Raw genomic sequence first — 12,721 nt, forward strand, 5'->3', positions numbered from 1 at the left:
GTTATCTATCTATTACATATGAATGATAACAATTCTCATTTACAAAATCAATTCTTTTTTTGCGGTACTTTTGTATAAAAGGTGACGATTAATAGAGCGGAGATGGATTATAGGATTACTTGTTCGCTCCTGTTTTATACGGTCAATTGAATAGTTATAGAGAGGAAGTAAAGTATGACACCTCATTTTGTACTGGTAGCCAGTGTTTCGATTGTAAGACATGGTGAACTGCTAATGATCGAAGAGAAAAAGCTAGGGGAAGCAGGGCAATGGAACTTTCCATCGGGAAAAGTAGAATACGGTGAACCCATACTCGGTGCTGCACTGCGTGAAGTAAAAGAGGAAACAGGTATGGTTGTAAAACTTACTTCTACAACAGGTGTTTATAACTTTATAAGCCCAACGAATGACCAAGTGATCTTGTTTCATTTTATGGGAGAGATCATCGGTGGTTCGTTGCAACTTGAAGAAGAATGTATTACAGATTATAAGTGGACTAAACCAAATCATCTTTTAGAGATGGATCTGAGTCGGTTGCGTAATGGGCAGATTTTGAAACAAATTACCGAAAATATAATCAAGGAGCAATTCTATCCGCTTTCGATCGTATATGAATAAGTAGGGGTGAGGCATGCTCAGGAAATGAAATGTTAGAATCTATTCCATGCAGCATCGTTTATTTGCAAGAACCAAATTACTTGCTTGCCCTTAAGGAGGATAAATGGGAATATGAATGATTTATTGAATCCATACTTTTTAAGAGAACTCCAGCTGTTGCCTGACAGTCAACGCGAACCTTTAACCTACCCATTTAACATCGCAGCGATTCGTAACCTGAGAACATTGACATTCCATCCTAAAGTAACTTATATCGTAGGGGAAAATGGGATGGGAAAATCGACTCTACTTGAGGCCATCGCCATTGCATCTGGATTTAATCCCGAAGGCGGAACCCGTAACTTTCAGTTTGCTACAAGAGAAACACATTCTAATCTGCATGAACGAATCAGACTCATTAGAGGAGGGGCTAAACCAAGAGATGGTTTTTTCTTTCGAGCCGAAAGTTATTATAATGTGGCTTCCTACATAGATACTTTAGATGAAGAAGGGGGTTTTGGTCCTCCTCTCAAAAATTCGTATGGCGGAAAATCATTACATGAGCAGTCGCATGGGGAATCGTTTTTTTCTGCTTTTCTGAATCGATTTGGTGGATATGGTCTTTATATTCTAGACGAGCCAGAAGCAGCATTGTCACCAATCCGGCAAATGTCCATGCTTGCCCGTATTCATGAGCTTGTAAAAAGCAAAAGTCAGCTCATTATTTCGACCCATTCTCCTATACTTATGGCTTACCCGGACAGTATCATCTATCAACTAACCGAGCAGGGCACCTGCAAGGTTAGGCTCGAAGAGACAGATCATTATGTCGTGATGAAACAGTTTATGAATCACAAAGAAAGTATGCTGAGTGAGTTATTTGATGGAGAGTAATGAAAAAATCAGTCAGATCCATTAAGGTAGAGTCCTACTATTCAAAGTAAATACGGTGAAATTTTGCCGCTCAAAGCAAAGACAATCTTTTTCGCTATAAAAGATTGTCTTTTTTGTGGAGAGAAGCCAGATTACATATATGAATAGAGAGAATTTAAGGTGATGATAAATTCATAAAAAGAAGTCATTCGATCAGTCTTCCACATGATAAATCGATAAATTCGAAAGAACAGAAAGAAAACAATACGGATATCATTACGGGTAACGTTACGGATAAAATTATACTATTTCAACATATGAAAAATTCATAATAATAAGATCTAATGACTGTACTTATCTCCTATCTCTCAATAATTAACTTTTACTAAATCTATCCCAGAAACTCGTATCAAAAGGAGATTACAAAAATCACCAAAGAAAAGCAACCTAAAAGCAACCCAAAAGCAACCCAAAAGCAACCTAAAAGCAACGCTATTCACAAAATAGGATGGAAAAAAATCACGGAAAGAAAGTGTTTGACAGAAAACATCATGTCCATATATTATGGTTTAGTTAAGTAAACTAAACTATTGAACGAAGGGAGTGGAGAAAACGATTGGAGAGTTACCGACAAGTGGTAAAAAGTATGAACCTTTTGCTGGATGAGTTTAATGTACTCATTACTAAGGAGTTCAAAGAATTGGATGATTTTCATCTCACTTCACAGCAAGAAGTGGTTCTGATTTATATATCTCGCCGTGACCGAGTGACTGCAGCACAGATCGCTCAAGAATTTGATATTACGAAAAGCGCGGTGAGCCAAGTACTTACGAAGCTCGAACAGCAAGATTTAATAGAGAAGATTGTGAATCCTGACAACAGACGAGAGTCATTTATTGTGTTAGGTAAACAAGGTAAGAGATTTATGGATACGTTAGTAGAGATCGAAGATCATATGATTGAGAAGTATTATTCCAAGGTGAAGATGGATGATTTAATTCATATGACAAATACGATAGAAGAAATCAATCAAGTGATTAAGAAAAACAAGAAATAAAAGAGTTGTATTTGAACTAAATACTAACAACATAGGTTACTACATGATGGAGGAAGAATTATGTCTTTAATGTTAAGGAATAGAGGCGCTATTCTGCTTCTAATGATAAACATCTTCTTAATATTTACGGGAATTGGACTGGTTGTGCCAATTATGCCGACTTATATGGATTTACTGCACATCAGCGGAAGTATCGTTGGACTTCTGGTAGCCGCATTTTCATTTACACAACTTATATTCTCACCGCTTGCAGGAAGATTATCTGACAACTGGGGACGCAAAAAAATTATTATCAGCGGTATGCTTATCTTTGCGGTATCGGAGCTTATCTTCGGTCTTAGCAATACTGCGTTTTTCCTATTTGCTGCACGTATGCTCGGCGGGATCGGGGCAGCACTTATTATGCCAGCTGTAATGGCTTATACAGCAGATGTAACATCTGGAGAAGAACGTGGTAAGGGAATGGGACTTATCAACGCTGCGATTACTACAGGTTTCATTATTGGACCTGGAATCGGCGGATTCATCGCTGAATATGGAATTAGAGTTCCGTTTTATGCAGCAGCTGTTGCAGGAACGATTGCAGCTATTGTTACCTTCATCGTACTGCCAGAATCAAAACCTCAAATTGTTGATGATCAGGTAAAAGAAGTCGTGAAACTTCCAAAACAGAATCTGCTCACTCAGCTCGCTAATTCTTACCGTGAACCGTATTTCTTAGCCCTTGTTATTGTGCTTGTCGCCTCTTTTGGCCTTGCCAATTATGAGACTGTATTCGGTCTATTCGTAGATCAGAAATTCGGCTTCACTGCAAAAGATATAGCGGTGATTATTACGTTTGGTTCGATCGCTGGTGCTGTCGTTCAGGTGACGGTATTTGGATGGATCTTGAACAAATTTGGTGAAAAGAATGTTGTCTCATTCTGTCTTTTAATGGCGTCACTCTTTATTGTTCTTACCTTGTTCGTTCATCAGTACTGGATGATTCTGCTCGTTACCTTTATCGTATTCCTGGCTATTGATATCCTAAGACCAACTATCAGTACACAGATGTCTAAGATGGCAATGGAACAACAAGGTTATGTGGCAGGTCTTAACTCTGCGTTTACAAGTATGGGTAATATTCTAGGCCCCGTTATCGCCGGAGTTCTGTTTGACGTTAATCTGAACTTCCCTTACGTTTCTGCTGGAATCGTATTGTTCTTATGTTTCCTTCTTTCACTAAAAGCAAGGAAAGATGAGCGGATTCCCGGGCTTAAAGAGACAGGCATTTAAAATGGGAAATGATTATTAAATTATAAAATACAATTAAGAATCTAATTATAGAGTCTGAAGATGTAAGCTAAGCTTGTAATTATATAAAATGAATAATACTGCAGGTAAACTAGTTGAAGTTAGTTTGTCTACAGTCTCGGGCACTGCATTTATCTATGCGGTGCTTTTTTTGTGTTTTAGATTAGGAAACTTCACTTACTGTCGGTAGGTATTCACAGCATAGTAGTCACCGTTATTATTTGTCTACAGACAGTCCAATCCGCTTATACATGGATACATAGACTATAGATAAGATCAAGCTAGAATTTCGGGGAGGGTTACATCTATGGTTAAGAAGAAACTGTCTAGACAACCACAAAGATTTGTATCCGCACGAGTATTGCAAAATACAGCAAGAGTGATGTATCCATTTTACAGGGCGATCGCATGTCATAAGAAATACGCCGAGCGGTGGAGCAAAGCGGTGATTACAACAGATCTTGATAAAATGGCTCGGCTGCTCATCAAAGTATCGCCTAGAGCAAAAGGACTTTCGCTTGGTTCCAATGGCATCGGTTATTTCGTTGGATTTCCTGTTAAACATCCATATCTAGAGTTTTCAAGTGGGACGACAATCATTCCCGGAACGACACAGTTTACCTTTAATCCGAGAATACACCAGGCCATTGCACGCGCCGTTCTCCCTTTCTATTATAAACTTGCGAAAGATCGTTCTTTTGCAGTGAGCTTATCAGACGCAGTACGGAGTGGAAATGAGAAACTTGTTAGGCACTTAATTCGTTCTTTCGTACGTACACCGGCACTCATTTCTGTGAAAATGGATCTGGATGGACCTGGAATATCCCTTAATTTTAAATATAAATCCACAAAATACACTTATCGTAATTTGCTGTTTATTGATCAGACGTAAGAAATGACGAGATAGAAGGGTGTAGCAGCTCTCGAAACGAATATATTAAGTTATGACTTTATCCTATGCTTTGCGGCAATGGTCTTTGATTATTAAAATCGTCATTGCCGATTCATCGCGGGCTGACCCAAGACATTATCCGTAATTGATTGGCAGTTTATCAGTATTTCAGATGTTGGAGAAGATCGAGGCCGTTTTCTAGGTCTATCGATGAGCCGAGGAAATGTGCCGATGAACAGGCTCAGCGAATATCAAGATCTAATTTTTACATCATACATAGGTGGACTGAGGAAGAATGGATGGGATGGTGAGGAGGAGACAGTAAAACTCAGTTATTTACTTTCTTTTGCTTTCCGCTCTGCATGGGAAATTCCTCTTATGTTAAGACAGCTCCAGCAAGAGCAGGATTCACCGGAGAGCAAGCGCTTGATATATATTACTAAGCTTCAGATGGACTCGGCAGAACAAGCAGAGCGACTTGGGAGTTTATAGATGGTATGCTAAGAATGATGACTAGATTCGTATACCGCGCAGCTCGCGGCTTTTTTTATGAGTCTGATCTTTTTACGGGAAATCTATAGTGACGAAGCACAGTTTTAACGAGTTTGTAACAAAATTGAGTTTGGTATATACAGCGTATTATGAGAGAATAACATCGAAATAGGCTAATTATATCGAAGTTAGGATGAACGCGAATGAAGATTTTACTTGTTGAGGACGATAGAACAATAGCATCTGGGCTAGAATATTCATTACAGCAGGATGAGTATGAGACAGTACTGTGTTATGATGCGGCATCTGCAGTCCAGGTGTTACAGCATCAGTTACCTGAGCTAACGTTATGTATTTTTGACTTGTCCCTTCCCGACGGCAGCGGATATGATCTGTGCAAGATTGTCAAAGAGCGAAGTGATATTCCTGTCATCTTTTTAACTGCGATTGATGATGAGGTCAATGTTGTGATGGGTCTCGATATGGGAGCGGATGATTATATAACCAAACCTTTTCGAATTCGGGAATTGCTCTCCCGCATTAAATCTGTCCTACGGCGTTATCAAAAACAAGCGCAACCGCAAACCTATATTGAACTAGGTAATGTGAGAATTAATACGCTCGAAGGAAAGGTGTATAAAAATGGAGAAGAGGTTCTGCTGACCGCACTGGAATATCGTTTACTCCTTATATTTACGAATCATATTGGACAAGTTCTATCTAGAACGCAGCTCTTAGAGCGGATATGGGATGTAGCAGGGGATTTCGTAAACGATAATACGTTATCTGTATATATTAAAAGGCTGCGAGAAAAGTTAGAGGATAATCCCCAAGAACCGAAGCTGATCAAAACGGTGCGCGGTTTAGGATATAAGGTTGGTGATTAGAATGTTTCGCAATAAAGAAATTCTAATGTTACTTCTGACGATGTCTTCGTTCAGTCTGATAGCTGTTATCACTTCACTAATGATTTCAAGGGAAACCGCGTGGATCACTATCGTTACTGCAGCAGTACTCATCACTTGCAGTATGTTATATACTCGGTACCGGTACCGTGAGATTGCTAAGTTATCAAGCTATCTTCGTGAAATTACAAGCGGCAACTATTCACTTGATGTACGTGATAATCAGGAAGGCGAGCTTAGCATTCTTAAGAACGATATCTATAAAGTAACGCTCATGTTATCGGAGCAACGGTCTCTTTTAGAGGAAGATAAAATAAAACTGACCAATGCGATCTCCGACATTTCTCATCAGCTCAAAACACCGCTTACCTCTATGACGGTCATGGCCGATTTATTAAGTGATCCAGAGCTGGATCGAAACAAACGAATAGAGTTCGTACGGAATATTAGTACCCAACTTGATCGAATCGGTTGGCTTATTTCTGCATTGCTGAAATTTTCAAAAATAGATGCAGGTACAGCTCAGTTTAAAAAGGATCGTGTTAGGGTAAGCGATCTGATTCAAAAGTCCATTGAGCCAGTGCTCGTTCCGATGGATATTAAAGAACAAAAACTTACGATCCATGGAGAAGACTCCACTTTCTTTCTTGGCGATCTGAACTGGAGTTCGGAAGCCATTGTTAACATTTTAAAAAATGGTGTTGAACATACGCCAGCAGGCGGAGAAATCACCATATCCTACGCGGAAAACGCCCTTTTCACGGAGATTATCATCTCGGACAACGGAAAAGGAATACCAAAAGAGGAGATCCCTCATCTATTTAAGCGGTTCTTTAAAGGAAAACAGGCAAGTGAAGACAGCGTAGGAATTGGCCTTGCACTCGCGCAAAGTATTATTACGAGTCAGAATGGAACGATTGATGTAAAAAGCGAGCCTGGAGCGGGAACCGAGTTTCATATCAAATTTTATAAACAAGTCATTTGAATTCTGTAATACCGGGTAGTTTCATGGGTTAAGAATATTTGGATTTATATGTAACCATGTTATGAACGATGAGAATAACTCAGGAAGAGCATTTATTCAGCCAGGTAATCGTTAAGTGACTAAAAAGTCACTTAAGAGTCACCGGAGAGTCATAGAAGGTAGATATACTGATCTCATGAACAGAGGGGGTCATCATTATGGAGATTTTAAAAGTAGAAAATCTAACTAAAATATACGGAAAAGGCGATACAGCAGTAAAGGCGCTGGATGATGTTTCTTTTTCGGTGAAAAGGGGCGAGTTCGTCGCCATCATCGGGCCGTCAGGCTCGGGGAAATCAACCATTCTTCATCTGCTGGGAGGCGTAGATCAGCCAACGAGCGGTAAAGTATATGTGGATAATACAGATATTTATGCTTTGAACGAAACACAGCTTGCGATATTTCGGCGCAGACAAATTGGACTGATTTATCAGTTCTATAATCTAATACCGGTATTAACCGTGGAAGAGAATATTACGCTTCCTCTCCTGCTCGATGGACATAAGGTGGATAAGAAACAGTTTGCAGATACAGTGAAGCTGTTAAATTTAGAAAAGCGTCTAGGGCATCTACCTAATCAGTTGTCAGGAGGACAACAGCAACGCGTGTCCATTGGCAGAGCGCTTATCAGTAACCCTTCCATTATGTTAGCAGATGAACCGACGGGGAATCTAGATAGCAAGAACAGTGCTGAAATCGTTGATCTTCTGAAAATGTTTAATAAAACCTACAATCAAACCCTTATTGTCATTACTCATGATGAACGAATCGCTCTTCAAGCAGATCGAATTATTACGATAGAAGATGGAAGGATCGCAAAAGATGAGGTGATCCGTCCGTGAATATCGTCAATAAATTAACATTACGGCATTTAAGATTAAACAAACGTAGAACGTTGGTTACCATTTTGGGCGTCATTATTTCAGTTGCCATGATTATTGCGGTAGCGTCTCTCGGTGTTTCCTTTCTTGATCTCATGAAGAGACAGAGTATCGCAACGGAAGGGGAATGGCATGTACAATACCACAATGTAAATAAGGCTCAGCTTAATGTGATTGAAGCAGATGAGGCTACCAAAAAACTAGTCATCTCAAAAGATCTGGGATACGCCCCTTTAGAGGGAAGCCAGAATGACAATAAGCCATATCTATATATCAAGTCATATAATGAGAAAGGCTTTGAACAGTTTCCTATTGAACTGATGGAAGGACGCTTTCCACAAGCAAAGAATGAACTCATTATCTCGGAAGAAATAGCTTCAAATGCAAAAGTGGATTATAAAGTTGGTGACTCCATAACGTTACAAGTGGGGGAGCGAATTACTACTGGCGATGATGAAAGTGAAAACTATGACCTAAATCAGAATGAATCATTACGTAAAATGAATGATCGTATGGAAGAGCGTCTTCAAAACCAGACTACCCAGGAGTACACGGTGGTAGGGATTATAAAACGTCCTGAATGGGAACCCGCTCAAGCGCCCGGATATACGGCGATAAGTTATTTTGATGAAAATCTAATGTCAGCTGGAGATAAGGTTACAGCGACCGTTGTTCTAAAAAAAATGGATAACTCGCTGTACGCTCATGCTAAAGAATTGGCTAAGAACAATCATATTGAAAAAATCGTCTATAATAATTCTCTGCTGCGTTATTCTGGCGTTACAAGTAACAGTGATTTGCGAACCATGCTTTTTTCATTATCCGCTATCATCATGACTATTATTATGGTCGGTTCGATCGCCTTGATTTACAATGCGTTTGCGATTTCGGTTTCTGAACGAGCTAGACATTTAGGGATGCTGGCAAGTGTAGGGGCAACAAAAAGACAAAAAAGAAATTCGGTGTACTTTGAAGGATTCGTGATTGGAATCATTAGTATCCCTCTTGGTATCATTTTTGGACTTGCTGGTATTGCGATTACGTTTGTGTGTATAAATCCGTTAATTCAAGGTGTGTTAGGAGTTTCGGAAAAATTAACGGTAACAATAACACCGTCTACTATTCTTATCACTTGTCTTGTTTCGATGCTGACGATCTTTATCTCAACGTATATACCTGCTAGGAAAGCTTCTAAGATTTCTGCTATTGATGCGATTCGTCAGACCCAGGATGTAAAGCTGACTCGCAAAGCGGTGAAAACCTCAAAGTTTGTTCGTAAGGTATTTGGCATGGAAGCAGAGATTGGTCTAAAGAACTTAAAAAGAAATAAACGCAGGTACCAAGCGACTGTTTTTTCACTTGTGATTAGTATTATTTTGTTTCTAAGCATTGCCTTTTTTACTTCCATGATGCAAAAGTCGATTGAACTATCTTCCAGCGGGTTGAATTATGATATTTTAGTTCAGATGGAACTGGACACGGAAGAAGAAACAGCTGAGCTGGTTAACTCGATTACTGCTCTTCCCAATGTCACTGATGCTAATTATATTCAATCGTTAGAAGCAAATTCTTTGATTGATAGAGCTTTCATTGCTGATGAACTAAAAGAGACTCTAAAGGAAGACGAAAGTATTCTAAAAGACGGAAAATATCCTTATTATATTCAGATTTCTGCTCTGGATGATATCAATCTAAAGGCATACGCTGAAAAGGCAGGAGCCGATTATGATCAGTTAATAGATCTTGATGAACCGGCTGCGATTGTAATCAACCAAAATAGATATGAAGATTATGAAACAAGAAAAAATGTAGAAACTAAAGCGATCTATTTGGAAAAAGGAGATCAGATCGATCTTAACTATACCGACTGGGATACTGAAGAAGAAACAAGTATGGAGCCTATAAAAATTGCTGCATTAACTGAAGAGTTACCTTTAGGTATTACTCCTTCCTATCTGGGGAACCTGAATATTGTTGTTTCAGATCAGGTTTTTAAAACGCTGGTCACTGATAGTATGAAAAAGAATATGAGAGACTCACTTTACCTATCGAGTTCCGATCCATTAGCACTGCAATATTCTATTGAAGAAATGAAAGAGAACAATATTTATATTAATAATGTGTATAAGAACCGGCAAGGTGAAGAACAGATGGTTTTACTTATGTCCGTATTCACGTATGGTTTTATCGCGTTAATTACGCTAATATCTGTTGCTAATATTTTTAACACCATCTCAACCAGCATTTCGCTTCGGAAACGTGAATTTGCGATGCTGAAATCAATGGGAATGACGCCAAAAGGTTTTAGAAAAATGATCAATTATGAGAGTATCTTCTACGGGATCAAGTCCCTGTTATATGGTCTTCCTATAAGTATCCTGGCGATGTACCTCATTTACCGATCTATGATGAACAGCTTCACATTCGGATTTTCACTACCTTGGCTTAGTATACTGTTTGTTATCTTAGCTGTGTTTTTGATTGTAAGTGCGGCTATGCTGTATTCCAGCTCCAAAGTGAAGAAAGAAAATATCATTGATGCGTTAAAACAGGAAAATATTTAATTCAGTTACGCTGCTCATCGGATTCAATCCAAAAAGAAGCTCTGCTATTCAAATTTAGTTCTAACGAATAGGCGGAGCTTCTTTTTCTATATTTAAGTGAATTAATTTCATAGCACCTTTAGCTGCTTAAGTCGAAGTTTGTTAGAAGATGCTCCATTTCATCTCTTGTGAGATCTTCTCAAGTAACTCGATCCCGGCTTGACTATTTCCCTTATCATTCAGTGAGGGTCCAATGACCCCAATCCCATAGCGGCCTGGAACCAGTGCTAAAATACCGCCAGACACCCCGCTCTTGGCAGGTAAGCCGACTTGTATTGCAAATTCACCAGAAGCATTATACATTCCGCAAGTTGTCATGAAAGTCTTTGCTATTTGAACAACCCTATGCGGAATCAGTTCTTTTCCAGTCAAAGGATCTGTCCCATCACAAGCTAGAACTAAAGCCATTCGTGCTAAGTCAGCGCAATTGACGAGAATAGAGCAGTGACAAAAGTAAATTTGCAGCACCTCTTCGACATCTCCATCAAGAACACCATTTCCTTTTAAAAAGTAAGCAATAGAACGATTCAAATGTCCTGATTCAAGCTCTGAGTGAAAAACATCTTCATCATGTTTTAGGTTATTATTATTCGCAAGTTCTTTGAAAAATTGAAGAATTCGTTCTGATTTCTCTTGTTGACTGCTCCCATGAATTAAAGAAGAGACCATAATGGCTCCTGCATTAATAAATGGATTGAAAGGAATACCGGGTCTAACGAGTTCAAGCTTAAGCATGGAGTTAAAGTTATCTCCAGTCGGCTCCATACCAACTTTACTAAATACTTTATCTTCTCCATTATCCATAAGAGCTAAAATCAGGGTGTACACTTTAGATATACTTTGCATCGTAAAACACATTTCAAAGTTTCCAGCGGAAGCAAATTCTCCTTTTGTGTTCAAAAGTGTGATCCCTAAGGCATCATGAGAGGCTTTTGCTAATTCAGGTATATAAGAAGCGACTTTTCCAGCAGAGGAGTGAGGTACACTTGATTTAACCCATTCAGGAAGTTGCTTTCGTAACTTTTCAATCTCGATATTCATCATCGGGTGCTCCTTTTCATCAAACATGTAGGGGAGAAAATGAATCATCTTACTTTTCCCACATATCGGAAGGATTATAAGTGAAGGGGGATAATAATTAAGAGTGAAGAAAAAAGGAGGAGACAATGAAATCCTTACTACCCATTCGAGGTACTCGGCTATATGTTGAGGAGTACAATAACACAGGCGAAGAGGCATTATTATATTTACATGGAGGACCTGGAGCGAGCTGCGTAGATTTCTGTTATCATCAGGCATTGGCGTTATCGGAAAAGGTAAGAGTCATTGCTTTTGACCAAAGAGGAGTCCTGAGATCTGATCCTATATCAGAAGGAGAAACGTTTGGCATACAAGATATCATAGAAGATTGTGAGGCAATACGGATTCATTTAGGGATTCGTCAGTGGACTGTATTAGGTCATTCATTTGGTGGATATGTGGCATTTAACTATGCGGTTCAGTATCGGAACAGTGTAAAAAGAGTAATATTCGAAACCCCTTATTTTGATATTAAGAACTCGATGACAAGTTTTATTCAGCGTGCCTTACCTATTTTTCAGTCTCTAGAACATCAAGAGGGGATTAAGGAGTGTCATCGGTATATAGAGGGAGATTTCTCAGCAAGTGATCTTTGGAATGCTTGGGGGGAGATTGGGCAACAATTAGGCGAACATCGTGATCATCTCTATTTTAAAGGCATGGACCCAGAGGTATATAATGAATTGGTAGATCAATTGGTTTCACCGGGTGAACTTTGGGAAAAGGGTCAGATACATATCAATAAACTGCAGGAGGAGGGCGAATTTTTTAAAAGCGTACTTCCAAAGCTCCACAAACTTACTCAGCCTTCCCTGTTAATTACAGGTGTATTCGATCCCGTATGTACAGTAGAACAACAGGGTGCCTACAGACAACAAATATCTGCTCATTCCATTGTAACTTTTGATAATAGTGCTCACTTTCCAAGACTTGAAGAACCGAAGAAGTATCAGCAGGCAATTATCAATTTTATAGAACACAACTAGAACAATACAGGAATGAATGAGACCATGATATGGGAATG

12 protein-coding genes are annotated in these 12,721 nt (G+C 39.1%); 11 read left to right on the plus strand and 1 reads right to left on the minus strand.

All coding sequences use genetic code 11. From position 1 onward, the window contains the following. Positions 1 to 174: 174 nt before the first annotated feature. The 10 genes from QPK24_RS10525 (at position 175) to QPK24_RS10570 (ending at position 10,578) form a co-directional block, all read left to right on the plus strand. Entirely contained in the window at positions 175 to 618 is a 444-nt protein-coding gene (locus tag QPK24_RS10525; protein ID WP_285748491.1) for an NUDIX hydrolase, read from the plus strand. A gap of 111 nt (positions 619 to 729) precedes the next feature. Next, entirely contained in the window at positions 730 to 1,491 is a 762-nt protein-coding gene (locus QPK24_RS10530) for an AAA family ATPase (RefSeq protein ID WP_285748492.1), read from the plus strand. A gap of 595 nt (positions 1,492 to 2,086) precedes the next feature. Further along, positions 2,087 to 2,527, plus strand: a complete 441-nt coding sequence (locus tag QPK24_RS10535; RefSeq protein ID WP_285748493.1) for a MarR family winged helix-turn-helix transcriptional regulator — start codon at positions 2,087 to 2,089, stop codon at positions 2,525 to 2,527. A gap of 60 nt (positions 2,528 to 2,587) precedes the next feature. Continuing rightward, positions 2,588 to 3,802, plus strand: coding sequence for an MFS transporter (locus tag QPK24_RS10540; protein ID WP_285748494.1), 1,215 nt, complete (start codon positions 2,588 to 2,590; stop codon positions 3,800 to 3,802). 325 nt (positions 3,803 to 4,127) lie between these two features. Continuing rightward, positions 4,128 to 4,712 carry a hypothetical protein gene (locus QPK24_RS10545; RefSeq protein ID WP_285748495.1) on the plus strand — a complete coding sequence of 195 codons (585 nt, stop codon included), beginning with the start codon at positions 4,128 to 4,130 and terminating at the stop codon, positions 4,710 to 4,712. Positions 4,713 to 4,943: 231 nt separating this feature from the next. Then, a complete protein-coding gene (locus QPK24_RS10550) occupies positions 4,944 to 5,204 on the plus strand; it encodes a hypothetical protein (RefSeq protein WP_285748497.1) in 261 nt (86 codons plus the stop codon). A gap of 203 nt (positions 5,205 to 5,407) precedes the next feature. Then, positions 5,408 to 6,091, plus strand: a complete 684-nt coding sequence (locus tag QPK24_RS10555; protein WP_285748499.1) for a response regulator transcription factor — start codon at positions 5,408 to 5,410, stop codon at positions 6,089 to 6,091. Between the two features lies 1 nt (position 6,092). Next, the gene (locus QPK24_RS10560; RefSeq protein WP_285748501.1) at positions 6,093 to 7,094 is read left to right on the plus strand and encodes a sensor histidine kinase; all 1,002 of its coding nucleotides are present in this window, start codon (positions 6,093 to 6,095) and stop codon (positions 7,092 to 7,094) included. Between the two features lie 197 nt (positions 7,095 to 7,291). Beyond that, positions 7,292 to 7,975: an ABC transporter ATP-binding protein gene (locus tag QPK24_RS10565; RefSeq protein ID WP_160035389.1), complete on the plus strand. Its 684-nt coding sequence runs from the start codon at positions 7,292 to 7,294 to the stop codon at positions 7,973 to 7,975. After that, entirely contained in the window at positions 7,972 to 10,578 is a 2,607-nt protein-coding gene (locus QPK24_RS10570) for an ABC transporter permease (RefSeq protein ID WP_285748503.1), read from the plus strand. The genes QPK24_RS10565 and QPK24_RS10570 overlap by 4 nt, the downstream gene beginning before the upstream one ends. Positions 10,579 to 10,719: 141 nt before the next feature. Here the strand turns inward: QPK24_RS10570 and glsA are convergent, their stop codons facing one another. After that, positions 10,720 to 11,658: a glutaminase A gene (gene glsA, locus QPK24_RS10575; protein ID WP_285749259.1), complete on the minus strand. Its 939-nt coding sequence runs from the start codon at positions 11,656 to 11,658 to the stop codon at positions 10,720 to 10,722. Positions 11,659 to 11,783: 125 nt separating this feature from the next. Here glsA and QPK24_RS10580 point away from each other — a divergent pair, with 125 nt between their 5' ends. Next, entirely contained in the window at positions 11,784 to 12,683 is a 900-nt protein-coding gene (locus QPK24_RS10580; RefSeq protein ID WP_285748505.1) for an alpha/beta fold hydrolase, read from the plus strand. Positions 12,684 to 12,721: the final 38 nt, after the last annotated feature.

Source organism: Paenibacillus polygoni (assembly GCF_030263935.1).
GTDB lineage: Bacteria > Bacillota > Bacilli > Paenibacillales > Paenibacillaceae > Paenibacillus > Paenibacillus polygoni.

What these genes read in the sequence shown, in the direction of transcription:
- QPK24_RS10525 (WP_285748491.1), top strand. Translation starts at nt 175, where the DNA reads ATGACACCTCATTTTGTACTGGTAGCCAGTGTTTCGATTGTAAGACAT.
- QPK24_RS10530 (WP_285748492.1), top strand. Translation starts at nt 730, where the DNA reads ATGAATGATTTATTGAATCCATACTTTTTAAGAGAACTCCAGCTGTTG.
- QPK24_RS10540 (WP_285748494.1), top strand. Translation starts at nt 2,588, where the DNA reads ATGTCTTTAATGTTAAGGAATAGAGGCGCTATTCTGCTTCTAATGATA.
- QPK24_RS10545 (WP_285748495.1), top strand. Translation starts at nt 4,128, where the DNA reads ATGGTTAAGAAGAAACTGTCTAGACAACCACAAAGATTTGTATCCGCA.
- QPK24_RS10550 (WP_285748497.1), top strand. Translation starts at nt 4,944, where the DNA reads ATGAACAGGCTCAGCGAATATCAAGATCTAATTTTTACATCATACATA.
- QPK24_RS10555 (WP_285748499.1), top strand. Translation starts at nt 5,408, where the DNA reads ATGAAGATTTTACTTGTTGAGGACGATAGAACAATAGCATCTGGGCTA.
- QPK24_RS10560 (WP_285748501.1), top strand. Translation starts at nt 6,093, where the DNA reads ATGTTTCGCAATAAAGAAATTCTAATGTTACTTCTGACGATGTCTTCG.
- QPK24_RS10565 (WP_160035389.1), top strand. Translation starts at nt 7,292, where the DNA reads ATGGAGATTTTAAAAGTAGAAAATCTAACTAAAATATACGGAAAAGGC.
- glsA (WP_285749259.1), bottom strand. Translation starts at nt 11,658, where the DNA reads ATGAATATCGAGATTGAAAAGTTACGAAAGCAACTTCCTGAATGGGTT.
- QPK24_RS10580 (WP_285748505.1), top strand. Translation starts at nt 11,784, where the DNA reads ATGAAATCCTTACTACCCATTCGAGGTACTCGGCTATATGTTGAGGAG.